Source organism: Crateriforma conspicua (genome assembly GCF_007752935.1).
Lineage (GTDB): Bacteria > Planctomycetota > Planctomycetia > Pirellulales > Pirellulaceae > Crateriforma > Crateriforma conspicua.
The window spans coordinates 3,522,710-3,548,981 of record NZ_CP036319.1; the positions used below are offsets into that span (position 1 = coordinate 3,522,710).

Here is a 26,272-nt window from a genome sequence, read left to right on the forward strand (position 1 = left end):
CGCCGAAGCCCTGGCCAATGCTGTCAGGAACCGGGCGCCCGCGCGGCAGCTGGTGCTGACCACGGGACGACCCTGTGTATACGGCGGTTTCGCAGCCAAATTGGACCATTCATCGGAAGGATTCACGTCCAGTGTTTTCACGCAATCCTGCGGCACGAAGCGTGATGACGGCATCGTTCGTCGTCGGCCAAGCGACTCTGTGGTGCTGGCTGGCCGCATCGGCGGCTGCCCAAGGTCCGACGCCCGAACAAATGCGCGAACTGGCGTCGATCCAGTTGCCCGATGATCCGGCGGCCGTGCTGGCGGTGGTTGGAAAGTCACCGATCCTGGCCGGCGAAGTTTTGCCGAAGGTGGACGCGAAGATTCGCGAGGTCACCGCGAAAACGGGCCAGACGATCCCCGAACCACAATTGAAGATCGCTCGCGTGAATTTGGTCCGCGGCGAACTGGCACGAGCGATCCAGTTCAAGATGATGCGTGAATCGTTTGTGCTGGACCAAGTCGGCACCGAAGCGGCCGACAAACGCGAAGAAGCCCAGCAGCGGCTTGCCGCCAAGGCGCGTCAGTACTTTTTCGAAGAACAGTTGCCCAAACTGAAGGAACAATTCGGCACCGAGGACATGGCCGAATTAGAAGCCAAGCTGGGCGAGCAGGGCAGTTCGCTGAAGGCCCAGCGGCGAGAATTCATCGATCAAATGTTGGGTCAGCTGTACGTCAGCAGCAAACTGGACCGTGACCCCAACGTCCCGATCGCCGACATCGTTCGTTTCTATAACCAACATCGCGACGAGTACGAGCGTTCGGCTCAGGCACGTTGGGAACAACTGACGGTCCGCTTTGATCGTTTCGACAATCGCGATGCGGCGCTGGAAGCCATTCGTGCGATGGGTACTGAAGCTTACTACGGCGGAAGCATGCAGGCGGTGGCCCGAGAAAAAAGCCAGGAACCTTTTGCCGCCGATGGTGGCGTTCACGATTGGACTCCACAGGGATCGCTGCGTTCGTCGGTTCTGGACAAACAGATCTTTTCTTTGCCGCTGAACAAGATGAGCCCGATTATCGAAGACGACGAGGGGCTGCACATCGTTCGTGTCTTAGAACGTCGTGACGCCGGTGTGACACCCTTGGCCGACGTCCAAGATGACATCAAGAAGAAACTGCAAAACAAAATCGTCGCCGAAAAGCAGGATCAGCTGATCAAAGAGTTGTCCCAGCGTGTTCCCGTTTGGTCGATCTTTCCCAAGGACACGCCTGGTGCGTTGCCGTTGCCGGGGACGACGGGGATGTTGCGGTGAGCCGGAGCGCAACTGTGCGACAGATGGTTCGCCCCGCTTGGATCGTTCCGGTCATGATGACGTGTTGGTTTGCCGGATGCGGCCAGTTGGCTTATCGGTTGACCAATCCGATGCCCGACCAACCATTGCCCAACCCGATCGAACTGCCCGCTTCGCCGGATGATTTCGTTTGGCTGCAGGTGGTCGATGTCGTCGACGATTACTTTCGGATTGCCAAGGAACAGCCGGTCCAGAACAATCGACAAATTGTTTTGGATGGACAGCTGGAAACGGCCTACCGGACCGGCAGTTCCGTCTTGGAACCATGGCGCAAAGACAGCACGCCGGGGTTCGAACGCTGGCAAAGCACGTTTCAATCGGTACGACGTCGCGCCATCGTGACGTTGCGTCCCAGCGGCAACGGGTACTGGTTGGAAGTGGTCGTTCAAAAAGACTTGGAAGATCCTGATCGCGTTCAGTACGCCACCGAAACGACCGCCGGGGTGCGCCACGACGGTACGCTGGTTTCGGGTGCGGAAGAAGTCCAAGATGGGCCGCAGACACTGGGTTGGATTCCGTTGGGACGCGATGCGGCGTTGGAACAACGCATGGTCGCGGACATTTATGGTCGAATCACCAAAGCCGATCGGCCCCAGGGCTTGCTTCACTAACCCAGCGGCAAACGTTGCTTTCGTCGGTCGAAATGATCGGCGTGTCGGGTGAGCCCCAAATCTTTACTGTCGTCGCAAAATTTTCGCGCACGAAATTTCGTCTGTTTGGTTGCTCGGGGCCATTTGCCACAGCCATCCACAGGGCATCCCCGTGCCGAAACCAGTGGGAGTGCGGCCCGCGACCCATGCGGATCCCTCAAGCGTCGGGGGGCAGGTCAGTGACGGGAAACTGCGTCGGGCGGGGCGCACCGAATAGGCCGACTTTGATGCCTAGTCTTTTTTGGTTCACTGGACCAAAACCGCACAATCGGCACGGTCGGGTCAAAGTCACGTCCGTGGTTCTTCAGCCTTTTTCCAACGCTAATCTTCCGGCACCGACCCGCCGATACCGTAGGCTGCTGGCGGCAAGGATTGTGACGCCGCGTTGATACGGGACCGTTTGCCGGGGGCCTCGGGGCACCATGGTGGCGGGTTGGTTTCCCGGCTGAAAAACTTTTTCGAAACGGATGCTGATGATCGGTTTCTCCCCCTCCAAGATCGACCTGGACCGGCTTCGTATGCTGGTGGAACACCGGCTGTGTGAACTGGGGCATTTGGAGACACAACAGTTTCCGTTGACGATGCGAGAAGTCATTCGCGGCGGCAACCGATGTGGATTCTATTTTTGTCTGCACGGACCTCGTAGCGTGAAGCTGACGGCGATCTGCGACTTAAAGCGTAAGTCGATTCTGTATTACGGACCGGACGGGATCCGCAAAGACACCGTAGAATTGCCGCTGCTGTCGGATTCCATGTTGGAAAAGGCCGGCTGATTCACGGAGGCGACCATCGCGCGATGCGTCGATGACAAACGCAGTGTTAAACGTCGCGGCGTGCTTTTTCTTCCGCTGCACTTTCGCGGAAGTAGTCCGGCGTCAAGCGAATTGGATCCAGCACGCAGCCCATCGATGCCAGCGTGCATGCGATCATGCCAACGCCGGCGGCGACCGGGCGCGGGGGCGTGATGTACCGAGGCGATGCCGCGTCTTTCAGAACCGCATTCTGAAAGACGATGCGATCGCCGATGCACGGAGTCACAGCGTCGGTTTGCGCGAGCGTTTTGTGCCACGCGTCACGTTGCAGGACGGAGGTCAGGCCGGCGATGTGTTGCGGCCAGCCGTCACGAAGTTCCGATCCGTTTGCGATCAGGTCATCGCGAGTGTACCGGCCGGCGTAGACCATCTTGCGATAGGCGTTCAGGCCGACCAAGACTTCGGCGGCGTCGGGTTCAGCGGACAGGAAATTTGCTGCGATCGCCGCTAAAGACGGAACCGCCACGACGGGCAACTGCAAGGCCCAGGCAAGTGTCTTTGCCGTGGTGACCCCAACGCGCAGCCCTGTGAACGATCCAGGGCCGACGGCGACAGAGATGAATTCTGGCATTGCGTCATTTTCGCGGCCCCACGTCATCAGATCTTGCAGATCCACCGCCAGCCGCGCGGCCGGTCGCACGGCGGGGGCAGACTGCATGGGGGCAGACTGCATGGGGGCGGTTCGGTCGCCGGTTGCCGGTTGGGACGATGCATCCGACTGTATGGGTGGCATCGTATTGGCGTCGTTGCAGTCGACCAGGCGGATCGGTTTGTCGCCACGCAGTAAAGCCAGACTGGCGGTGGTGCCGATCGTTTCGATGGCCAGATGATGGACCGATGCGTCAAAGGTCATCGTGGGATCAGCCTGCGGTGGTCGCTGGGGCATTTCGTCAGGGTTCGTTCAGATGGTTCGGGACGCTTGGCAGCCGTTTTGCCGCGACGCGTTCTATCGGCGGCGATGGTGCGGAACTATGGTGCTACGGTCGATGGTCGGCGTTGCAATCCGGGTTGTCGCAGTCCGGGATGCTCAAGTCTGTGTGGGATTGCCGTTAAATTTTGGTATCCGTTACACTTTCGGTTTGTTCGATGTCGTAGCGACGGATCGACGACCAGGGGCACAACACGGTCCGACAGCCCATCGGCCAGGGACCAATTCGGCTTGACGATGAATCAACACCGTTAACGCCGTGTGGGGCAAAATAATTGGCCGCAGACGATCCCAAACCGGCGTTTGGAATCGCGCAAACGTTGGCACCGTCATTCCGTTTTCTTCCGCATCCCGTTTCATTTGCAGCCAAGGTTTTCATCCGTGAAGCGAGCGTTGATCAGCGATATTCACGGGAACCTCGAGGGCCTGCAAGCGGTGTTGGCGGACATCGAAACGGTCGGCGTGGATGAAATTTATTGTCTCGGCGACATCATCGGCTACGGGCCCAATCCGTGCGAGTGCCTGGACTTGGTGATGCGGCACGCCAAAGTGACGATCTTGGGCAACCATGATCAGGCCGCCCTGTTTGATCCCGATGGCTTCAACCCGATGGCGTTGCAGGCGATTTATTGGACTCGCGATCAGCTGGACAATGGTCCGGGCAATCCAGCGCAAGTCAACAAACGCTGGGACTTTCTGGGCGAACTGCCTCGACTGGTCGATGAAGGCGAATTCAAATTCGTGCACGGTTCGCCGCGTGACCCGACCAACGAATACGTGTTCCCCGAATACGTCTTTGATACTCGCAAGATGGAGATTCTGTTCGGACGCGTCGAACAGTATTGCTTCATGGGGCACACTCACTTGCCGGGCGTGTTCACGACCCAGTGCGAATTCATCGCGCCCGAAGATTGCGATCACCGATACGCCCTTGGGCCCGCCAAAGTCTTGGTCAATGTGGGCAGCGTGGGCCAACCGCGGGACGATAACAACAAATCTTGTTACGTCGTGCTGGACAAAGACGCCAAGTCGATCGAGTTTCGTCGTGTGGAATACGACATCGATAAAACGGCCAACAAGATTTACAACATCCCCGATCTCAGCGATGCGTTGGGCGATCGGTTGAAGCACGGACGTTGAAACACAGCGGCGGCAGTTCTGATGATGTGGGGCCGGCGGTCGCCGCACACATCGTCGCGTCGCCCACAGATCCCTCTGCTCCATTTGTCAAAGCGAAACTAGGTTCAACCGTTGCCACGCACCGCGATCCTTAGCGACATACACGGAAATCTGGCCGCGCTGGAAGCCGTCCTGAAAGACGTCGAATCGCAGAATTGTGATCGCATCGTCTGTTTGGGCGACGTGGTCGGTTACGGCCCGAATCCCTGTGAGTGTCTGGACAAAGTCAGCAAGTTCGAATTTTGTGTGCTGGGCAATCACGACAGCAGCGCCTTGTTCGACCCAGAAGGCTTCAACGCGGCCGCGGAACAGGCGATCTTTTGGACCCGCGATCGATTGGAAGAGTCCGACGGGGATCCCGAAGCGGCACGGCGACGAATGGAGTTCTTGTGCTTTCTGCCGCGTACCGTTCGCGAAGGAAACGTGTTGTTTGTTCACGGATCACCCCGTGGACCGACGAACGAATACGTGTTCCCGGAGGACACCCAGAACAGCAAGAAGATGGAAAAGCTGTTCTCGATGATTCCGCATTTGTGCTTTCAAGGGCACACGCACGTTCCGGGCATCTTCACCCAAGACCTGCAGTTCATCGCCAGTTCCGCGCTCATGTCGCCGTACGGGACCGACAACCCGTCGCGTCGATTGATGATCAACGTCGGCAGTGTCGGACAACCTCGTGACGGTGACCCACGCGGTTGTTACGTGGTCTTTGACGGGGTTTCGGTGGAATTTCGACGAGTCGAATATGACGTCGAACGCACCGTCGGTTTGATCGAAGCCGAACCGGACTTGGATAACTTCCTGGGTTACCGCCTCCGCGACGGCCGCTAGTTCCGTCCACCCATCGTCGCATTTTCGCTACGCGACAGCAGCGTGCACCGAAGCGTCCCGTGTCAGCGGTGATCCTGAGCCGAACTCGCTAGCGTCGGGTGGTACTGGTCAAACGGCCGGACCCGCGGCTAGCGCTGTGCGGCTCATACACAGCATCGCATTTCGCCCGGCGAATGTGGCGTACAGTCCCTCGCGATCGCCGCACTAGTCTTCTTCTCAGACACTAGTCTTCCTTCAGACTCAGCACGGCTTTGCGTGCCCGGTCCAAGAAATCCGCTTTCGGTTCCCCCGCTTCCAAGAAGATCGGTGGTCCCACGGTGATGCAGCTCAGCAGCGGTACGGGCAAGAATTCCCCACGTGGCAAAATGCGGTTCACGTTGTCGATGTACACCGGCATCAATTCCAGATCCGGTCGCTTCTTGCCCAGGTAATACAGCCCGCTTTTGAATTCACCGACCTCTTCGCCCGACGATCGGCCGCCTTCGGGGAACACGATCAGCGAATAAATGTCGCCGATCTCTTTGATCATGATGTCGATCGGGCTGTGGTGGACCTTGATCTTCTTGCGGTCGATCAACAACGCGTTGAAGCTGCGTGCCATGTGGGGCTTCAGCCAGCCTTTGGACCAATAGTCCTTGGCCGCGACCGGTCGTGTGACCGCGCGGATGTTGCGTGGCAGCGCCGACCACAACACGACCGCGTCCAGGTGGCTGGTGTGGTTGGCAAAGTAGATGCGTTGGCAAGTGTCAGGCTGGCAATCCACCCAGCGGACGGTGAATCCGCTGAACAGTTTGGCCAGAATGACAATGGCTTGGCTGGTCAGTGTCATAAACGGCAGTCTAGCGAGACGCCGCGACCTCGCGAACCAGCCCACGCGGTTTTCGGGCCGTTGCTTTCCGCGGACGAATCACCGCGTCATAGCCATCGGTGATCAGCGTTTGATAGCCGGTCACCATCGAATCGACCGATCCCGTCGCAAGGACTCGTTCACGTCCCGCGGTGCCCATCGATTCCCGCATCGACGGGTCGTCGATCAAGCGACCGATCGCGGCGGCATAAGCGTCCACGTCTTCGCTGGGGACCAGCATTCCGGTTTCGCCTTCGATCACCGTTTCGCCGATCGAACCCACGTCGGTGGACACCACCGCGACTTGGCAAGCCAGCGCTTCAAGGATCGAAACCGGTGACGCTTCGTTCAGCGAACATAGGGTGAATAGATCCAGCCCTGCGACGATTCGTTGCGTGTCATGGCGGGTGCCCAGTAGGTGAATGCGATCGGCAACGCCCAACTGATCCGCCAAGCTTTCGATCTCTGGACGCTGGGGACCGTCACCGACGATGACCCAGTGCAGATCGCAGTGGCTTTCGCGCAGCTGTGCCGCGGCGTGGACCAACATGAAGTGATTCTTTTCCTCACGCAGCGCCGCGACGATCCCCACCAAGCGACTCGTTTCGTCCAGACCAATCTCGGACCGCAGCCAAACACCGGCCGATTCATCGTGCCGGAACTTTTCACAATCCACACCGTTTCGGATCACGTGGACCTTTTCATCGGGGAACCGTTCGAACTGACGCAAAAACTTTCCGTGCGAATCCGCCACCGCGATGAAGGCATCGGTGATGCCCGTCAGCCATCGATTGGCGCGTCCGACGCCGTCGGGCCAACCGGTCGAATGCAAAGCCGATGCAATCACAGGAACGCCGGCGACCGCGGCCGCCAAACGGCCCCAAAACATCTTGTCGCCCGCACCGACCGTGATCACGGCATCAATGTTTCGATCGATGATCAAACGCCGCAGCCGACGGATGACGCCGATGTCATACTTGCCACCAATCAAGTTGCTGTGGACGGGGAACTCCGATGCAATCTGTTGTCCCAGCGGCCCAGGGTCTTTCAAACATGCGACTTCGGGACAAACGACGTCCGGATTCATCCGCCGCATCAGGTTGACCAACAGTGTTTCGGCACCACCCACGGGCATACTGGTGATGACGAACAGACACCGCAGCGGACGATGGCGGTTGCCGCTGCACCGCGGGCGGTATCGCGACGATGGGGTGAGCAGTCGACGAAGAAACATATGACGATGGCTTACTAGGGCAATGCGGTCGGCGGCAGCGAAGCCGCCGGGATGGCCGTGGACAATGGAAGTGTGAAGTTGGATTCGGCGTTGGATTGCTGTTCATCTGCAACTGACGGCGTGACGTCGACGACCGGTTCGGCGGCAGCTTTGCGCGGGTCAAAGCTGAGCCAATTGACGAAGCGTCCGAACTGGGGATCGCCATGGAAGCGTCGGATGTGATAGCTGTCACGACCGACCAAGTTGTAGGCACCAAACGCGCTGCACAAGCCTTTCAGCCCGGCGCGATGCGCGGCGTCGACCACGGCGCTGGTGATCTGTGGTGGCATGCCGAATGGCACGGCAAAGTAGCGGACCGGACGCCCGATCATGTCTTCCAAATCTTTTTTGCCGCCGATGATCTCGTCATCGACCTGAGCCGTCGTGTTGATCTTGGCAAAGTCGACGTGACGCTTGGTGTGCAGTCCGATTTCGATGCCGGCATCGCAGATTTCACGGACATGACCGACCGTGTTCACCGGCAACGGCTGGCCGGCTTTGACGTCGTGCGCGAACGGACGGCCGGTTGAAATGTGGTCGGACGTGACGAAATAGGTCGTCGGGATTTGGCGTTCGGCCAGCATGGGCAACGCGTCGTCCATGTTGTCGGCATAGCCGTCGTCAAAGGTGACCGTGAATGTCGGGTGGTGATTGACGCCCGCTTCGACACGATGCTGGACGGTGGCAAGGTCGACCGGTTGCAAGTGATCCATCAAATAGTCGATGTGCCGCCGGAATTGATCCGGGTGGATCGTCCACGGGTTCGGGTGGCTGGTTGCAACGCGATGATAAAAGGGGACGTTCAGCGGTGCCGCCCCGTCGCGGGCCAACCGCTTCAAGCGTCGTCGTCGCAGCGGGCCCATGAGATGGGCGCGGGCATCGATCGCGATTTGTCTAAAAAGGCTCAAAGGATCAGCGGCTGGGAATTCGGGTTCAGAATTCGGGGCGGGAGGCTTCGACGCATGATGCCGTCGGGTGGGAACAGAATGTCAACTCCGTACCGGTTCCTACCTTGCCACTGCACGTTGGCGGGGGACAAAGCCGTTCTTGGTCGGCGGGATGCTAGGGGTCCCTGACCGCACAAACAGAATTTGCGGTCTGTGTCGATTGAATGGGCTCAGTCGTCGCCTTTTGCTGGGCGAAAGCGTCGCTGCGAAAGGGCAAACGCAGTCAGCGAAGAAGATGATTTCGGATTGTCGGATGCGACCGAGCCCGAACGTTTAGGCGGGTTTCCAGCCGTAAACGTCCAACAGTGCGTCGGCGACGATCCCACGAATTTGGCCCAGACGCACGGGTTTGTGAACGACTTTGTAGGCGGCAAAACGCCTGGCTTCGGCTTCGATTTCGTCGTTCCAATCGGCACTCATCAAGGCGCAGGGCGGACGTTTCGGAACGTCACCCAGACGGCGCAACAATTCCAATCCGGTGACGCGAGGCATGTGCACATCGACCAGAGCGAAATGGATTTCCGTGTCGCCCAGGACGTGTAGCGCCTGTTGGCCATCGGCCGCTTGGTGAACGCAGAAACCGCTGCGTGTCAGAGCATCCGACAGGACGCCGCGCAACGCAGCGTCGTCGTCGGTGATCAAAAGGTTGGGGACCACTTTGAATCACACCGCAAACAAACCAGCACTCGAGTCTCTGCCACCCTGGCAGGCTCGGTGACTGTACCATAATAGCCGCAATTTCAGTGCCAGAACCACCTTAGGCAATCCCACGCATGAATTCACCCGCCGGGTCCGCCCCCCAACCGCCCCAGTCCCCCGGACCGGTCACTGACGCGGCGAAGACCGGCCGTCGCGAAAAGTCCGCCGCTTCGGGGCATCCGCCCGCCGCATCGACCCCCGGCACGGCGGCGGTCAGCGAATTGTCCAAACGCGTGATCGCCAACGTCGAACAAGCGATCGTCGGCAAACGAAAACAATTGGTTCTGTCGTTGGTAGCTTGGCTAAGCGGCGGACACATTTTGTTGGAAGACGTTCCTGGGGTGGCCAAGACGATGCTGGCGCGTGCGCTGGCGCGAAGTGTGGGCTGTCGTTTCAAACGCGTTCAGTGCACGCCCGATTTGTTGCCCACCGACGTGACGGGTACATCGATCTTCAACCAGAAAACGGCCGAGTTCGAATTTCGGCCCGGCCCCGTGTTCACCCAGATCTTGCTGGCCGATGAGATCAACCGCGCCACGCCGCGAACCCAGGCCTCGTTGTTGGAAGCGATGGCCGAATCGGCCGTGACCGTCGACGGGACGACGCACGCGTTGAAGCCACCATTCTTGGTCGTCGCCACACAAAACCCGGTGGATCACGAAGGGACGTTCCCGTTGCCCGAAGCCCAGCTGGACCGCTTTCTGATGAAGTTCAGTTTGGGGTATCCGTCGGCGGAGGAAGAACTGCGGATGCTGACGTTGTTACAGCACGGTCATCCGGTCGACAAGCTGAAGCCGGTCGCCAAGGCGGAAGAACTGGTCGAAGCCCAGGCGGAAGTCAGCAAGGTCTACGTCGACGATCGGCTGCGGGAATACATGATGCAGATCATTTCGCAAACGCGTTCCCACGACGACTTGGCCCTGGGCGCCAGCCCCCGTGCGACCATCGCTCTGTTTCGTTGCAGCCAAGCGATGGCCGCGATCCGCGGTCGCGCTTTCGTCATGCCCGATGATGTCAAACGCATCACCGCGCCGGTGATCAGCCACCGCTTGATCGTTCGCCCAGAAAGCCGGTTGCGTAAACAAACGGCCGAAGGAATCTTGGAATCCATCTTGGGTCAGATCGCCGTGCCCACCATCGAAAGTCCTTAGGAACTGTGATGCGTGGTCACTGGATCGATTGGTTGGCGGGCATCGCAGCACTGGTCTTGCTGGGGTGGCTGTTCGGCGCTTCGCTGTGGTTGTTGGCCGCCGTGGTTGTCGGGCTGTTGTTGGCGATCAACCAATACCTGGCACGTCTGTGGTCGCACGCGACGACGGCGGTTCGGCACGGCGGTGATTTGGAAGTCGCCGTGGGGTCCGATGTGCCGATCGAGTTGGCCGTGACCAATCGATCAAAGGTCCCGGTCGGCTGGGTGTTGGTCGAAGACTTGTTGCCACGCTGGGCGATGCGAGGTTCGGAGCTTGGTTTGGATGTCGATGGCGACCGCATTGCCGTGATGATGTTGCCGCCCGGCAAGACGACATCGATGCACTACACGATTCGTGTCAAACGCCGCGGGTATTTTCAAGTCGGTCCGACGGTGCTGGAAACGGGGGACTTTCTGGGATTGTTTCGTCGTTATCGCGTCGGCACCCAACCGCAATACATCACCGTGCTGCCACGCGTGGTTCCGCTGTCAGGATACGACATCGCGTCACGTCGACCGATCGGTGAAATCCGCATGCGTGACAACGTGATGGACGACCCGACACGTCTGCGAGGCATCCGGCAATGGCAACCGGGCGATCCGATGCGCAGTGTCCATTGGGCCGCGACCGCGCGGACGGGAACGCTGCACAGCAAAATCTATGAACCGTCATCGATCGCCGGTGCGACCTTGGTGCTGGACTTTCACCGCCGAACCAACCCGGTCAAACACGAACCGGTTCGCGGTGATTTGGCGGTCACCGCGGCGGCATCGATTTCCGCCATGCTGCACGACCAAAACGAACCGTTCGGACTGATCAGCAACGGACGTGATGCGGCCGACCGGATCCGCCACGACGGATGGCGCGGGGATCATCGTGTCCGCGACTCGGCGACGCGGGCGGGACAGATGTTGGCCGAGAGCGACCGGATGCGTCCGGTGATCATGAAGCCGGACCGAGGTGTGATTCAGTTCAAAGACGTGATGCGTCGCCTGGCGCGTTTGGAACCCACCGACGGCCTGACACTGCCGGAATTATTGGCCGAATGCGAAGGACGTTTGTCCAACGAGACGACCGTGTTGGTGATTCTGCAACAGTGTGACGAAGCCACCGCGTCGGCGTTGATTGGGCTATCTCGCCGCGGATGGGAAGTCGCGGTTATCGTCAACACGCACGACATCAACGACTACTCCGCCATCGCCGGTCCAATGATCGCGGCACGGATCGCCACGTTCCACTTGGCCGATTTCGATTCGGTGGCGGATGTGTGTCGTAATGTCGCGATTCGGTAATCTTTGACGATTCGATCGATTGTTTTGATTTTGACGCCCTGGTTTGCCGATCCTGTTCAACCGAGGGGGGCCTCGAACAATCAAAACTGCCGACGCCGTGTGGGTTTCACGCAATGATGCCCGTGCGCCGGTTGCGAACGCTTCGCCGGCAACAGCGGACGCGACGCAAACGCCGGAACGATCCGGTCAGATTCCTAGGCCTTCTTCGCTGAATCATTCGTCCGAAGATTCCCGCGAGCCTACGGATCAAACGCCATGTCGTTGACTTTATGCGTCCAATACAGTTTCTGTCGCGCCGCCAAGTGGTCGGCCCGACGTGCCGCCATCGTCGCTGCGATCGGTCTGGGGATGACCGTGGTCGGCAATCCAGCCGATGCTCAGCGTCCGGTTCTGCCGGGCACGGGATCGGAAATCGTTGGCGTCGCGGATGACTTCGAAGACCCCAACTGGGGCTACGTTCCGAACAATCCGAAAAGCACCGAAGATATCGATGAAAATCAACGCCAGCCGTTGGGCAAAAGCACCAATGGCCGGTGGTACGAAGGCATCAAGCGAGGCCATCCCGATGTCGTCAAACGTGTCGACACGCCCAAAGGTGGTTTGCCGGGCAGCAAGGGATCGTTGTTGCTGCAGTCCAAGATGACAGGCATCCCCGGTCGTCCGGAAGGAAAGATGCACCAGGACGATTTCATCTGCAACGTCCAGTATCGTCTGAAACGACGCTTGTCGGTATCGGAAGTTCCCAGCGTGACGACACGCGTCTTTCTGCCGCCGGTCGACCAGTGGGAAGACCGCAGTGGCCCACACTTTGGTTTCCGCTTGGCATTGGAAACCACGGCCATGGTGGAAAAGGAAACTGGTTTCTTCGGCATGAAACGCGAAGAAATGGGCAACGAGATTTACTGGCCCGGAATGTTCTTGGAATTCGAAAACAAGAGCCAAACCGGCAAGCCGCACGACTATGCGTACTGGCGAATCCGCAGCAACCGACGTGGCGCCGATTTCCGTGGCCCTCAAGTCACGACGACCGGATGGTGGACGCTTGGGATGAGTGTTACGCCCGACGGAATGGTGCATTACTATGCGTCGCCCGGCGTGGATGATTTGACCGAAGATGATTACATCACCAGCCAGTTCCCCTACGACTATCGGGCCGAGCGTTTCCGTACGTTCTTCTACAATGTTTGCAGTGCGGACAACGGCCGCAACTGGAGCACGGCGTTCATCGTGGACGATCCCAAGGTGTTCGTCCTGCGACCTCGCGGCGGCCAACGCGTCGCCCGCACACCGTCATCCAAGTCCCGCCGCTAATAGGGGGGACGGGGGCGAATGGCACGGACTTAGGTCCTAAGCTCCCGTGGCGTAACGGTTTCGGTCCGGATCACGGGGATCTCGCATGAGCTTGTATTTTTTGGCGCGACGTTTCAATTCCCTGGGGTGCTGACGCCCCGGTCGGTTTCCCAAACGAAGTTCGGCAATGGGTTCGAGTAGGTTCTCCCATTGCTGTCGGGAACCTCCGCCACCGAACCTTGGCGACCCGGCGATCTCTTTCAGTGCTTGCATTGCACCGGTGAAGCTCAATCGCGTCGGCGAAAGGCCGAACTTCAATGCGGACGCTATCATCGCCGGCCGCGATCGGGGTGTCCCCATCATGCGGAGCATGACCTACTGGACTGAAGGAATGCACTTACTCAGGAAGGCAACCATGGCCCAGATGCACGAGCATCGCGATCATTCTCCGTCCGATCAACAAGCCGAAAAGGACCTCCGTCCCCTAAAAATACTCTAACTCTGCTCGTGATAACTATTCCTGGGCATCAAAAGGCTTCCAAGAGCGAATGCGGAGATCACGAAAATTTAGCACGGCATCCGCGTAGTGATATTTTGCACCAATCGCGATGAAGTGAGATTCAGCCGGGTTCCACTCCTCAAGCTGTTTGTCCTTCACCACACGGCGATAGTCCAACCAAACATTGACGACGCCATCATTCATGCGAATCACGAAGGGGACTTCGTTGTTTTTGGGTTTGAAAGGCTTTTGGTGGTCATCCAAATCATCCATCGGACCAACGGCCACCCAACGTTCTGTTGGATTGAACAACACCGCATGAGTCACCTCGTTGGAATCGTAAAGAAAGATTCCTGCGTCCCACGCAGCGTACGGACTGGAACCATGAACGATTTCGCCACTGAGTTCCCATCGAGGCCCGAAGTCCACCTGGCAGCGAGCGATCATGCCGGTTGTTTGTGAGATCCCACGAATTGCTCCGCTGGGCCGACGAATCCACTCGCCGGAAACTTTTTCCCATCCCAACACGCGATCGTCGCTTGGCAGCAGGCTAATTTCCGTCCCGTGGTCTGACTGATCCAAAGCCACCCGCCATGTCAACGCGACTTGCAGTGATTCCAATCGATCGGCCACTAGTGGATAAAGGTCATCATTCTGCAAGACGGCCTCGAGCTTTTCGACCGCTGCCGAATATTGCTTCGACTGAATCGCCGCGACTGCTTCAGCGATCTGATTCTTCCGTGGTCCGGTGCGGCTCATCACGGCAAAGATCACTTGGTCTGCATCGAGTGGAAACTTGCCGAACGGATCATCATGGGGCTTGAACTCGATCAACTCCAGGAGTCTCCGGGCTTCCTGATACTGGCCAGCATGATAGGCAAACGCCAACCACATGGATCGCCACCAGTGTTTCATATTGGAACGTTGCCAGTCTTGAAGTGTTTCATTGTTCTGGGCTTCGTCCAGGTATTGATTGCAAACATTCCGCACGGCTTGATAGACGCCCGGCTTTTGAATGTAACGTTCGCCAACGGGGTTATGGCGATCTCGCATGATCCGGATAACGGCGTCGCACAGCGCGTACGGAACATCACCGTCACAACGACCGGTCGCGGCGCACTGCTGGCCAAACTCCAACATTTCATTATGTGAACCACCCCAGCGAGGACGCATTGCATGCAACCATTTTGCATACGCTGGCCAGTAGTCAAACTGTGCCTCGGTGGCCTGTCGAAACCAAAAATCCACTCCCTCATCGGCATCGGTCCCACCAGCCATTGCAACCGTGATCATCTCAGTCGCAGCGTGAGGCCGCTCAGGGCAGGCTTTCCAAGCCCTTCTTAAACAGTTTTCTGCTCGTTGAAGATGGTCCTCGAATCCTTTCCATCCTTCCGGTGTGACCTCCGATGCCCACCCATTACCTCGAGCCTGCCATGCCTTGTCCAGGTGCATTTGACCTCCGATCAGGTTGACTAGCCACGGCGACAGATCTTTCATCTTGTTCGCAGTAAAGAAGTAGTTTCCGCGCAAACCAGGTGGCAACTCACTGAAGAATCCGAGCACGTTTTCGCCAACGACTCGTGATTGTTGACTCTCCGGGTCGTCAATCGGAATCGCTTCGAGCGATTGATGCCAACATCGATCAAGATAACGTTTTGCCTTCTTGACGTTATATTGCTTTTTGTTGTCTTGATCGCGATAGAAGTTCCACAGCATTCGTGCTGCGGCGAGTTTCAGATGCGTCGGATACCCCAGTACCGAGAAATCGCCGTGACTCTGTTCAATAATAGTGATCGCCTTGGGACGCGCATGCTTGTCTCGATTATTGCGGTACAGCATGACCGCATAGGCGTAGCGGACGACCGGATCATCACAATCTCGATCCATCAGGGTTTTCCCGATGGATTCCAAAGCTTCGTCTGTTTTTCGATCCACCTTTGACGCGAAACTTTTTGCGGTTTCGTCCAAAAATGCGATCGCGTCCGTGTCCCACCTGGCGTTTCTTTTGCCCAGTTTCTTGTATGAATCTACTAACGTGCGGTGATGGTACTGGTACTTGTCCTCGGAAAGTTGCCGGACCGTGTAAGCGTCGTCGCCAGGCGGTAAGACATAGACCTTGGTCGATTCATCTCTGATTCGTCGCAAAGACTCAGCGGCCAGGGACTGTCCGGCCAAAACTGCCTCAATCTTGCCACCCAAAGTTGAATTCAGGTCTCGATGCAATCCGTAGTCAGCCACTTGAACGATGCCGCTTTTGTCGATCATTAGTATCGACGGCAAAAAGGGAACCGACAACAGGCGTCTTAAATCTCCGCTCGGATCAACCGCGGTCGGTATCGACAGTCGGAACTCTTCATAGCTTCGGTTCGCTTCATCGAGATCGTCCCCCGTATTGACCGCAAGAAATCGAATTCTTCGATCGGAAAACCGCTGGGCAATCGCGTCGATTTTCGGCAGGCCCATTAGCCCCAGTTCCGAACTCGTGTTCCAGAAGTAGAGCAATACAGCATTATCTGATCGAAACTGTGGAAGCGTGATTTGACTTCCGTCGCTCAATTCAATTTGGCAAGGCGGCGGCTTGATTCCCAAAAGCGGATGCGACCAGAGATGTATCTGGGCATTTGACACTCCCGGCGTGAGCACACAACAGGCAGCAAACGCGATAGCTGGAGCCACACGCGGCAAGACTGGAAGCAACATCGATTTACCACAATCCCGAACTATTTAACGCTAGCATCTGCGAGGCTAGGCACTGTTTATCAATTCAACACGAAGGCCAATGAAAACGGTAACCCGACGCGTCAGCGAGGGATTCTTGATGAATGAATAACTTCGGCCCCTCGCTGACGCTTCGGGTTACCAATTGATAAACAGTGCCTAGTCCTCAATCAAGCAAGGCCTAAGTCGAAAATGATCTGAAAAACTCGAAAACCCTCGGCGTTTCCGCGGTGAATTGGAGGTTATCACAACTTCAACCCACTCACGAAAAGGACGGCTTCGAGTGTACGCCAAGTTACGCAAACGGCTCCGTCAAAGCAAACGAAAATTTCGTCGCAAATAAGGGGACGGGGGGGAGATTCGGCGGTCGGTGAGCGAGGGGGCGGACGTTGTCTTCGCGATACGAAAGGTGGCGATTCGTGTACCGCAAAAAAAAACGCGACCTGCCGTATCGGGAGGTCGTGTTGAGTGATTGTCGTGAGCCCAGGCGGCGGGCCTAATTCAGCCGAGCCAAGTTCTGGGCACGCAAGGCCTGGATGTACTCGTAAGTGATGTTCATCACTTCGTCATAGTAGAACGAATCGGGGTAGATCTTATCACTCGGTTCGCTCATCTCTTCGGCCAGCTTGTCGTCTTCCTCGGCGGCTTCGAGTTCCTTGCGGCGTGCTTTGAATTCTTTTTCGTTGATAGACAACGTGTCACGTTCCTTCTGTCGGACGTACAGTTCGATACGACGCAGCAGGTCGGTGAATTCGTCGATCTGCTGAACACGCATCTGTGAGTTGCGACGCAGTTGATCGACCATGCTGCGAGGCACCAAGCTGTACAAGTCGTGCCGTTTCGCGGGAACGCGGTCGAATTCAATCGCGTAATCCAAATCGCTTTCGCCGACGTCCATCTTGGCGATGATGCTGGGCAGGAGGGAAAAAGGTACGCGGACTCATTCTTTCCTGTTCTAGTGAATAGGCAGTCCGCGCACCGGCGGCCGACACCAGGGTACGAAGTTTTGACAGCCACGGCGGAACGACGCTCCAAGTCTCGTTGCCTGTTTCCGTTTCGCCCGCCATTCTGCATCAGAAACGGTCGGAGAGCGGCGAAGTCTTAGTCGCTGAACGGCGGGCGGATCTAGCTTCGCAGAGGACGAAAGAGTTTTTTCTGAAAATCGGTGCCGGGCCGCGGAGAGAAATGACGGGTGTCAGGTAGAGGACTTACCCGACCGTCAATCGAGAACAATCATGAACGACACCAAATCGGACCACCCAACCGTTGAGACGATGGATCCACGCCCGCAGCAAAAGCCGCTGTTTCATTTTTGGCGTTGCTTCTGGCTGACTTTTCTTGTGGTGTCGCTGGCCTATGCCTGGCATTGCTTCTACGTTCCCGCGAACGAGATCGCTTGGGCAACTGACTACGACTCGGCGAAGCAGCAAGCAGCCAAAACTGACAAACCGATTCTTCTCTACTTTACTGCCAACTGGTGTGTTCCGTGCCGCGTCATGAAGCGGCAAGTTTGGGCCGATTTCCAGGTAAAGGAATTGGTGAATGCAGAGTTCGTTCCGGTAGCAATCGACGTGGGCGATCCGGAAAACGCTGAGGTTATGGCGGCTTACGCCATTCAAGGTCCGCCGGTCACCATCGTTTGCGACTCACAAGGGCACGCTTTGGATTGGCGAGCAGGACGAATCAGCAAAACGGTCTTCCTCGAATTACTTGATTCGTCGCATTAGCTGGGAGATGAAAAGCGTCAGGGCGGAATGGCACCTAATCCACGGCAAGGTCTTGTAATGTCGGCACTTAGCGCCGACTGACAGCAGGGGGCTTCACTTGCGATGAGTTTGGTTATCGAACGACCTAAACACACGCAGCAAGGAAGCCCCCGTGTTTCAATCCGAACTCAGTTCGTTCCGTCGGCGGCTGATCGTCGCACGCCAGTCCGGTGATCTCTATTTCGCTTCGCCGCTGGATCGAAAGACTTTCGCGGAGCGAAAGGCGACTTTGGGTACGCCGGTCGCTAATAAGGGGGACGCGCTAATAAGGGGGACGGGGGTAAATTCAGCAGTCGGTGAGCGAGGGCGGGGCGGACGTTTTCTTCGCGATGCGAAAGGTGGCGATTCGTGTGGCGCAAAAAAAACGCGACCTGCCGGATTGGGAGGTCGCGTTGAGTGATTGTCGTGAGCCCCGGCGGCGGGCCTAATTCAGCCGAGCCAAGTTCTGGGCACGCAAGGCCTGGATGTACTCGTAAGTGATATTCATCACTTCGTCATAGTAGAACGAATCGGGATAAATCTTATCACTCGGTTCGCTCATCTCTTCGGCCAGTTTGTCGTCTTCCTCGGCGGCTTCGAGTTCCTTGCGGCGTGCTTTGAATTCTTCTTCGTTGATCGACAACGTGTCACGTTCCTTTTGGCGGACGTACAGTTCGATGCGACGCAGCAGGTCGGTGAATTCGTCGTTCTGCTGAACACGCATTTGTGAGTTGCGACGCAGTTGGTCGACCATGCTGCGAGGCACAAGGCTGTACAGGTCGTGACGCTTTGCCGGGACACGGTCGAATTCGATCGCATAATCCAAATCGCTTTCGCCGACGTCCATCTTGGCGATGATGCTGGGCAAAACGATGTCGGCCGGCACACCCTTCAGCTGTGTGCTTTCACCGTCGGGCAGATAGAACTTCTGCAACGTCACTTTCAAGGCACCCAAGTTTGCTCGCTGGTTGCTGAACAAGGCTTCGCCGATGTCCACCAGGGTCTGCACCGTTCCTTTGCCGTGGGTGTTCGGGTCACCGATCACGATGCCACGGCGGTAATCACGGATCGCACCGGCCAGAATTTCGCTGGCACTTGCACTGAGCTTACTGGTCAGGACGACCAAGGGACCGTCCCAAGCGACGCCGTGTTCATCGTCGTCATACTTGGTGACGTTTCCACGTGAATCCTTCACCTGAACGACCGGGCCATGATCGATGAACAGACCCGTCAGGGTGATCGCTTCGGTCAAGCTGCCGCCGCCGTTCTTGCTGAGATCCAAGACCACACCGGCAACGCCCTTGGCTCGGAAATCATCCAAGATTTTGCGGACGTCCCGCGTGCTGCTGCGGTAATCCGCGTCGCCGCCGTCACGAGCCTTTTCCATGTCCAGGTAGAAGCTGGGCAGATTGATGTAGCCGATCTTCAGCGGTTGATTGACGCCGGGGACTTGGTGTTCGAGGACTTCGCCACGGGCCGCCGATTCTTCTAATTCGACTTGGGCGCGAATGATTTTGTATTCTTCCACCGCGCTGACGCCGCCAGGTTTGACGCCAAGGCGGACCGTGGTGCCCGCTTTGCCGCGGATCAAGTCGACCACGTCTTTCAGCGGCATTTCGACGATGTCGACCGATTCGCCGTTGTCGCCTTGGCCGACCGACACGATCACGTCATCGGGCTTCAAGCGGCCATCTTTGTCGGCGGCACCACCGGGGATCACGCTGCTGACGACGGTGTTCCCGTCTTTTTCACGCAAAGCCGCACCGATACCCTCCAGGTTCAGTCGCATTTGGATGCGGAAATCTTCCAGTGTTCCGGGCGACATGTAGGTGCTGTGCGGATCGAAGCCGCTGGTGACGCTGGTCAGGTACATTTCCAGCAAGTCGTCCGAATCGGTGTCTTTCCAGCGTCGTGCGTAACGTTGGTAACGGCGACGCAGTTGATCCTTGGCTTCTTCAGCGGTCTTGTCGTCGTCCATCAACAACAACATCGCGTACTTGATCTGCTTGCGCCAGCGGTCGCGAGCCTCGGCGTCGTTTCGTGCATATTGGGCTTGGTCCGGGTCGACGACGATCGATTCCTCTTTGGTGAAATCGAAATCTTGATCCAGCAACTGCATCGCCATCGCGACGCGTTCATCGACACGCTTGGTAAAGCGGTTGAAGATCACATATGCGGGATTGATATCGCCACGTTTGACCAGGTCGTCGATCGACGCTTCGTACTGTCGAAACTGGTCGACGTCGCCCTGCAGGAAGTAAATCTTCAGCGGGTCCAGCATGTTCAGGTAAAGATCCAACGCACGCTGGCTGATTTGATCGTCCAGTTCGCGTGATGACACGTGCTGGCGAGGCATCAGCTGGGAAATGATCTGTGCCAGCTGGCGGTCTTGCATGGACGGGCCGCGGGCAGGCGGATTCGCCGGGGCGGCTTCCTGAGCCGCGATCGGATTGGTGACCGATGACGAAACCAACAGCATCACGATCGCCATGCCCGTTCGACATCGAGCGACGATCGACGATGGGCGATGTGTCAGGTTTTGGGTTGCGGAGTCGCAGCAATCCATGGCGTTTTCCTAGACGGATCAAACAAGTAAAAGTTGCCGGAACGACGCGAGTCGCGTCAGCGGATTCCGACCGGCAGGCGGATTCGTTGCCGCATCCGCGGCGCCGCGGATGGGGTACACCGCGATCGTAGGACCCGCGGCAGCCCGTCGCAACGTCGTTTTAGCGCAGCATTCGATCAAGGTTATTCGTGACCAACGCCTGGGAGGTTCAGTGTATCGCCCGGCACAGTCGTGCGTCGCATCAAGCGAAACGGTGCTCTTTGGGGGCCGGGAAATCCAAGGTCCCCGTCATCCATGGGCGATTCGCGGCGGCAACCGCCACCAGCCGGGGCGCAACGCCACCGTCATCGCCGCAGGTTTACGGCAGGTGCTATCCGTTGATCACAGTTCCCGTTCGGGCGGAAAATCAAAAGTGTCAGAATCGATCGGCTCGTCGTCACCAAAATCCATCGTGTCGGACTGGCCCGCCGGGGCCGGTAATTCCTCCACCGCGTCGCCGGCGACCGGCACGGGGGACTCCGTGGAGGCCGACGGTGGTGGCTTCGGCGTCGTTTTCGATTCCGACGACTGGGACGAACCGCCGAACATGCCGCCCAAGACGGACCCGAGCCCGCTGATCATCGTCGAAGCCGAATCCGATGCCTTGGCCGCTTCGGATTCGACCCGCTGTGCCGCCGCGACTTTGTCTTTCACATCGGAGCCGCGAGAGTTTCCATTGCCATCGGGGTTGCCAGCCGCAGCCAGCCGGCGTTCGATCAGCCGGTTGTCGCGGATGACTTGGACCACGACCGGGTTGGAACGGTCGACCGATGCCAGCGTCGCCGCCACGGCTTGGTCACGCCACGCCATGCCATCGACCGAGACGATTCGGTCGCCGGCACGCAAACCGGAACCCGCCGCGACGCCGCCGGGGGTGACCGATTCGATTTCAAAACCCACCGCGTCGACGGACGAAGTGCCGGTCAATCCGACCGCTGATTTCCAAGCCGATTCGTCGATGCGTTGCGGCAATCGTGGCGGCGGGGTCGTCGCGTCTTCGTCGCCAGCATTGCCGGTTGCCGCGACGGCTTCGGGCGAAGGCGAACGTTGTCCCACCAGACGAATCGTGGCGTCATAGGCGGTGTAGCCACGCACGATTCGCACCCGAGCGTCTTCGCCGGGCGATGTGGACCGCAAAGCCACCGCCAATTCGTCAACATCGGTGACCGAACGATTGTTGAACTGGACCAAGATGTCGCCTTCGGCCAGCCCGCTTTGCCGCAGATTCGATCCGGGCAAAATCCGATGAATCCGAACACCACGCACCGGTCGGGTGACCGCCAAAGCTTCCACACCCAAACGCCCAGGGCTTTTGCCGGACGCATTCCCGCGATTGTCGGCGGAATCCGTTTCCGAAATCGGAGCCTCAAAGACGTTTGAGTCTGCCGGGTTTCCACCGCCATCATTTCGCGGCGAAATCCGCTGAAGTCCCCTGTCGGTGTCCGGCGTCGGGCTGACCGGAACACGGTTACGAACGACCGGGCCGTTGCCGGATGTCGTGTTTGGGCGAATCAGATTACCGCGGTCCCGACGTGATGCGTCATAGCCGGGGACCGGGGGCGGCGGCACGGTGGGGGGGGCGATACCGCGGATGCGGTTGCCCAGGCGCCGAAACAGCCCCTGTGCGTCGGCCGGGGCGGGGGTCAGAAGACTGCCGATCACGCCGGCAAGCAGGACCGCGGCCAGCCGGTTGATCGGGGAGCCCATTGGTTTCCGTTGAACTCGCATCCATCCATTCGCTAATCGAGTCGTTCAAACTTGTCTGGTAGGTTCGCCCGTGTCGCCGAACGTGTCGCCGCCGCAGCACATAATAAAGTCTAATGGCGTTTCGGGAAACGAATGACCGCCCCCATTGGGTGAACTTTGCCCCAATCGGTGGCACGATTTTTCGCTGCCCCACTTGTCTTTCGATTCTTCACCCCAGCGATGTCGAACCAACCATGAACGGTGCCCAACCGCAGGACGCAGCGGCGCCCCGGCCGATGCCGCCGGCCGCCGCGATGCAACGGATCGCAACGGATTTGCCACGTCTATTACAGGACGTGTCGATCCAACGTTCGCACATCATCGCGGATCAGTGGATGACCACCTTGCGCAGCGGACGCAGCGATCAGATCGTGGCCGCGGCAGTGAAAGAATCCGAATCCACCGATCAAGCCAGCTGGGCGACCGCGGTTGCCATCGCAGCCGACGATTCCGACGTCGCCAACGTGTTGTTCGCCGCCGAACAGATCGTGGATTCTGGGGACCCCGAAATTCCCACCCAAAGGGTCCACCGTCTGCGTCGACACTTGGTCACTCAGCTGGACCGGCTGCTGCGACGACGCAACATCGTCTTTGCCCAGTGGGCCACCGACGCGGTTGATCCGGAATCCCGGCAACGCTGTCGTCCGGTCCAGATGGGCTTCACGCCGCTGGGCACGCTGCAGTACATGGCGCTGCAACCGCTGCGGATCACGATCCCGGATGACCCCGAAATCACGCGGCGGATCGGCCGGCGGGTCGTCCCCGCCCCCATCGGCCAACCCGTGGACGATGACTTTCGGCGTGTCGTCGAAGCGACCTATACGGACAGCCTGGACTGTCCCGGCTTTTCTCACTTTCGCTCGGCCGCCCAGTTGCTGGAAAGCTATCGGCGGTCGGATTCGTTCTGCGATTCCGGCTGGCACCTGATCACCAAAAGCGATGCCGTGGTCGGCGTCCTGCTGATGTCCCTGCACGCTTCGAAGGACGACAAGCCGCCGGCCGCCGAGGTCACCTACATGGGGGTGCTGCCGGAATTTCGGGGGGGCGGTTTGGGGGCCCAGATCTTGGAACAGGCGGTCACCTGGGCGCTTGACCACCAGTGTGACCGGCTGCTGCTGGCCGTGGACACGGAGAACCAGCCCGCCGGCCGGATCTATCGGCAACGCGGTTTCCGACCGATTTTGCTTGAGTCCATCTGGGGCAGAAAAATTGAAAAACGATGAAGTCGGCCGTTCGTTCTGGCTCCGCTTCCACGCGGTCGTCGTAAGTCCTTGTCGCCAAGCGGTTTGCAAAAGTAAACATTGCGTGAATATTTCAGCCCATTTCAACCGGCGACAGATTATCCACGGGTCGATAAACTGAAAGCCGTGCCTGTGGTGGTCGCGAATCCGCCACGCCACAACACACCGGACCGACGTAATTTCAGGGGCCGCACGACGCGCCGACTGGGTCCGCCGAAGACACGTTTTCGAGCCGCAAGTAAGCGAGTTTGACTTGAATGCTAGCAATCCTAGAATCTGCCTCCACGTGGCACTCAGGCAGTCGCCGGAGCACCACGTGAAGGAGTCTGCGACGGCGGGTCAGCCGCCCGGCGGAGCTAGGTTGGTCAGGTCATTCTGCCAACGCTTTGGTGTGTCGTCGAAAGATTCCGGCCGGACCCCAACCGGTCACCACTGGATTTCGAAATCACGCAACAGCAACGAGGGCTGGCGCGTGGTTTCCAACGGATGTTTCTCTTCGGCGACAAAGCATTGAAGGAGGATTGCGCTACCGGTATGTCTTCATCGCATGGCAGCACCGACGATAAGGAAGTCGTCGACCGATTCAAGGAAGCGTTGATGCGACGTATCGGCGAAGACCGATTTCGTCTGTGGTTCGGCCAAGGGGTCGACATCACAGTGCAGCACGGCGATGACCAAAGTAGCGCGTCCGAAGTCGACCAGCCCGCCGAGCTGGATTCACGGTTCGATGCCGCGATCGTCTTGAACGTCCGCGGACAATTCGCCGCCGACCGCATGCAGTCCAAGTTGCAGCGTGAACTGCGTGCCGCCGCCATGGCAGCCGCGCCCCAGCCGACCGACGGTTCACCACCGCCTATGTGGGGCTATCGGATCGAAGTCCGTCCGCCCGCGGTTCAACAAACCCTGGCCGATGATATCGTCGATCCCGCGCCGCCCGCAGTCGCCAAACGTGCGGCACGACCGGCCGGTTCCGCATCCCACACGGATCGTCGCCCGGCCGGCCGACGGCATCGTCGCGGCGGACGTTCGTCCGAATCGATCGCCACGCTGTGGGATCACAGCCAACAACAACGCGACCAGAAAGACAACGATCGCAACGCCCCCCCGCAGCGAGACGCCGGGCAACAGAACGCCGCGCAACCCAGTGCCGTCCAAGCACACGACGCCCCGCGGCCGCTGAATTCCCAGCCGCAATCGTCGCGAAACACCGACAAAATCCCTGCCGCTGCGGCTGCATCGACCGACGTCGCGACGACGACGTCGATCGACGAAGCCGCCTCGGTGGCGGATCCGTCGGGTAATCACCCCTCGGCGAACACTCCGCCCGCCAAGAACCGTTCGGCGAAGAACCATGCCGCAGCGGCAAGCTCGGCATCGGCTCCCACGCCCGCTACAGGCGGTTGCACCGGAGCGGAGTTCACGATGGCCAACTTCTTGGGCGGCCCGTCGAACCAACTGGCTTTGACCGCCGCACGAATGGCCTGCCAGTCGCCCGGATCGGCTACGCCGTTGTATTTCCACGGCCCCAGCGGTGTCGGCAAGACTCACTTGGCCCAAGCGATCGCCGCCCACATGCGTCAGCGTCACCGCATGCGACGTGTTTCGTTTTTGTCGGCCGAGCGTTTCACCAACGACTTCATCCAGTTCGTTGGGACCAGCGGATTGTCGGCGTTCCGCCGTCGTTATCGCGAAGTCGACGCGTTGATCATCGACGACATCCAATTTGTGGGTGGTAAAAAGGCCACGCTTCGCGAATTGCTGTACACAACCGAAGCGTTGATGGAACAGGGACGCCCGGTCATCTTCACCGCCAACCGTGCCCCCAGCGAAATCAACGGGCTGACCGGTGAATTGGTCGGACGCATGGCGTCGGGGTTGGTTTGCCCGCTGTTGCCGCTGGACAACGCGATCCGCGTGCCGTTGATGCAGCGATTGATCACCCAACGATGCAACATCCAGTGGCCCTCCGAAGTGGTCGACGAAATCGCCGGCATGATTGACGGTGACGGACGTCTGGTCCGCGGCGTGGTCAACTTGGTCGACACGCTGCAACGGATGTACGGACGGATGCCGACGATGGATGAAATTCGCCAGTTCGGTGGCGACATCCTTCGCAGCCAGGCACCGCCGGTCACACTGTCGACGATCGAACGCGCCGTTTGCCAAGTCTTCGATTTGGACGACGCGATCTTACGCAGCAACGCGCAAACACGGACGGTCAGCGAACCACGAATGTTGGCGATGTACTTGGCCCGCCAGAAAACATCGTCGGCCTTTTCCGAAATCGCCAAGCACTACGGCGGCCGCAGCCACAGCACGGCGATCGCGGCATCGAAAAAGGTGACCGCTTGGATCGAATCAGGCAAACTGATCGGTCGCGGTCCCAAAGCTTTGTCGGCCGAACAAGCGGTCCAGCGGATCGAACAAGTGCTGCGAACCGGCTGAT

At 58.6% G+C, this 26,272-nt stretch carries 20 protein-coding genes; 11 read left to right on the plus strand and 9 right to left on the minus strand.

Translation table 11 applies throughout. The features are described 5' to 3' along the window. The first annotated feature begins 131 nt into the window (after window positions 1-131). The 3 genes from Mal65_RS13160 (at window position 132) to Mal65_RS13170 (ending at window position 2,757) form a co-directional block, all read left to right on the plus strand. Entirely contained in the window at window positions 132-1,295 is a 1,164-nt protein-coding gene (locus Mal65_RS13160) for a peptidylprolyl isomerase (protein ID WP_196784813.1), read from the plus strand. Between the two features lie 23 nt (window positions 1,296-1,318). Next, a complete protein-coding gene (locus Mal65_RS13165) occupies window positions 1,319-1,945 on the plus strand; it encodes a hypothetical protein (RefSeq protein ID WP_231131360.1) in 627 nt (208 codons plus the stop codon). A 512-nt stretch (window positions 1,946-2,457) separates the two neighbouring features. Then, on the plus strand, window positions 2,458-2,757 hold the full coding sequence (locus Mal65_RS13170; protein WP_196784814.1) for a hypothetical protein: 300 nt from the start codon (window positions 2,458-2,460) through the stop codon (window positions 2,755-2,757). 46 nt (window positions 2,758-2,803) lie between these two features. On the opposite strand, the gene tsaB is transcribed toward Mal65_RS13170, so the two are convergent. Next, complete coding sequence (tsaB, locus tag Mal65_RS13175; protein WP_145298295.1) at window positions 2,804-3,682, minus strand: tRNA (adenosine(37)-N6)-threonylcarbamoyltransferase complex dimerization subunit type 1 TsaB; 879 nt, start codon at window positions 3,680-3,682, stop codon at window positions 2,804-2,806. Between the two features lie 423 nt (window positions 3,683-4,105). Here tsaB and Mal65_RS13180 point away from each other — a divergent pair, with 423 nt between their 5' ends. Together Mal65_RS13180 and Mal65_RS13185 are read left to right on the plus strand one after the other, a co-directional pair. Continuing rightward, on the plus strand, window positions 4,106-4,864 hold the full coding sequence (locus Mal65_RS13180; protein ID WP_145298298.1) for a metallophosphoesterase family protein: 759 nt from the start codon (window positions 4,106-4,108) through the stop codon (window positions 4,862-4,864). Between the two features lie 111 nt (window positions 4,865-4,975). Then, window positions 4,976-5,734, plus strand: a complete 759-nt coding sequence (locus Mal65_RS13185) for a metallophosphoesterase family protein (RefSeq protein WP_145298301.1) — start codon at window positions 4,976-4,978, stop codon at window positions 5,732-5,734. Between the two features lie 223 nt (window positions 5,735-5,957). Here Mal65_RS13185 and Mal65_RS13190 read toward each other — a convergent pair whose 3' ends face one another. The 4 genes from Mal65_RS13190 to Mal65_RS13205 form a co-directional block, all read right to left on the minus strand. Then, window positions 5,958-6,563 carry a lysophospholipid acyltransferase family protein gene (locus Mal65_RS13190; RefSeq protein WP_145298303.1) on the minus strand — a complete coding sequence of 202 codons (606 nt, stop codon included), beginning with the start codon at window positions 6,561-6,563 and terminating at the stop codon, window positions 5,958-5,960. 10 nt (window positions 6,564-6,573) lie between these two features. After that, window positions 6,574-7,734, minus strand: coding sequence for a glycosyltransferase (locus Mal65_RS13195; RefSeq protein WP_145304890.1), 1,161 nt, complete (start codon window positions 7,732-7,734; stop codon window positions 6,574-6,576). A gap of 95 nt (window positions 7,735-7,829) precedes the next feature. Next, window positions 7,830-8,762, minus strand: a complete 933-nt coding sequence (locus Mal65_RS13200) for a polysaccharide deacetylase family protein (RefSeq protein WP_196784816.1) — start codon at window positions 8,760-8,762, stop codon at window positions 7,830-7,832. A gap of 312 nt (window positions 8,763-9,074) precedes the next feature. After that, complete coding sequence (locus Mal65_RS13205) at window positions 9,075-9,458, minus strand: response regulator (RefSeq protein WP_145298306.1); 384 nt, start codon at window positions 9,456-9,458, stop codon at window positions 9,075-9,077. A gap of 116 nt (window positions 9,459-9,574) precedes the next feature. On the opposite strand from Mal65_RS13205, the gene Mal65_RS13210 reads away from it, so the two are divergent. The 3 genes from Mal65_RS13210 to Mal65_RS13220 all read left to right on the plus strand — a co-directional run bounded on the left by Mal65_RS13210 (window position 9,575) and on the right by Mal65_RS13220 (window position 13,293). After that, complete coding sequence (locus tag Mal65_RS13210) at window positions 9,575-10,651, plus strand: AAA family ATPase (protein WP_145298310.1); 1,077 nt, start codon at window positions 9,575-9,577, stop codon at window positions 10,649-10,651. An 8-nt stretch (window positions 10,652-10,659) separates the two neighbouring features. Continuing rightward, window positions 10,660-11,982, plus strand: a complete 1,323-nt coding sequence (locus Mal65_RS13215) for a DUF58 domain-containing protein (protein ID WP_145298312.1) — start codon at window positions 10,660-10,662, stop codon at window positions 11,980-11,982. 255 nt (window positions 11,983-12,237) lie between these two features. Then, the gene (locus tag Mal65_RS13220) at window positions 12,238-13,293 is read left to right on the plus strand and encodes a hypothetical protein (protein ID WP_196784817.1); all 1,056 of its coding nucleotides are present in this window, start codon (window positions 12,238-12,240) and stop codon (window positions 13,291-13,293) included. A gap of 493 nt (window positions 13,294-13,786) precedes the next feature. On the opposite strand, the gene Mal65_RS13225 is transcribed toward Mal65_RS13220, so the two are convergent. Continuing rightward, window positions 13,787-16,471, minus strand: a complete 2,685-nt coding sequence (locus Mal65_RS13225) for a peroxiredoxin family protein (protein WP_145298315.1) — start codon at window positions 16,469-16,471, stop codon at window positions 13,787-13,789. A gap of 514 nt (window positions 16,472-16,985) precedes the next feature. Then, window positions 16,986-17,387: a carboxy terminal-processing peptidase gene (locus Mal65_RS13230; RefSeq protein ID WP_145298318.1), complete on the minus strand. Its 402-nt coding sequence runs from the start codon at window positions 17,385-17,387 to the stop codon at window positions 16,986-16,988. 337 nt (window positions 17,388-17,724) lie between these two features. Between Mal65_RS13230 and Mal65_RS13235 the strand changes: the two genes are divergently transcribed. After that, a complete protein-coding gene (locus Mal65_RS13235; protein WP_145298321.1) occupies window positions 17,725-18,216 on the plus strand; it encodes a thioredoxin family protein in 492 nt (163 codons plus the stop codon). A 463-nt stretch (window positions 18,217-18,679) separates the two neighbouring features. Here the strand turns inward: Mal65_RS13235 and Mal65_RS13240 are convergent, their stop codons facing one another. Together Mal65_RS13240 and Mal65_RS13245 are read right to left on the minus strand one after the other, a co-directional pair. Further along, window positions 18,680-20,800, minus strand: a complete 2,121-nt coding sequence (locus tag Mal65_RS13240) for a carboxy terminal-processing peptidase (RefSeq protein WP_196784818.1) — start codon at window positions 20,798-20,800, stop codon at window positions 18,680-18,682. Between the two features lie 381 nt (window positions 20,801-21,181). After that, a complete protein-coding gene (locus Mal65_RS13245; RefSeq protein WP_165701248.1) occupies window positions 21,182-22,546 on the minus strand; it encodes a PDZ domain-containing protein in 1,365 nt (454 codons plus the stop codon). 233 nt (window positions 22,547-22,779) lie between these two features. Between Mal65_RS13245 and Mal65_RS13250 the strand changes: the two genes are divergently transcribed. Further along, window positions 22,780-23,808: a GNAT family N-acetyltransferase gene (locus Mal65_RS13250; protein ID WP_146438563.1), complete on the plus strand. Its 1,029-nt coding sequence runs from the start codon at window positions 22,780-22,782 to the stop codon at window positions 23,806-23,808. 552 nt (window positions 23,809-24,360) lie between these two features. Then, complete coding sequence (locus Mal65_RS13255) at window positions 24,361-26,271, plus strand: DnaA/Hda family protein (RefSeq protein WP_165701249.1); 1,911 nt, start codon at window positions 24,361-24,363, stop codon at window positions 26,269-26,271. Window position 26,272: the final 1 nt, after the last annotated feature.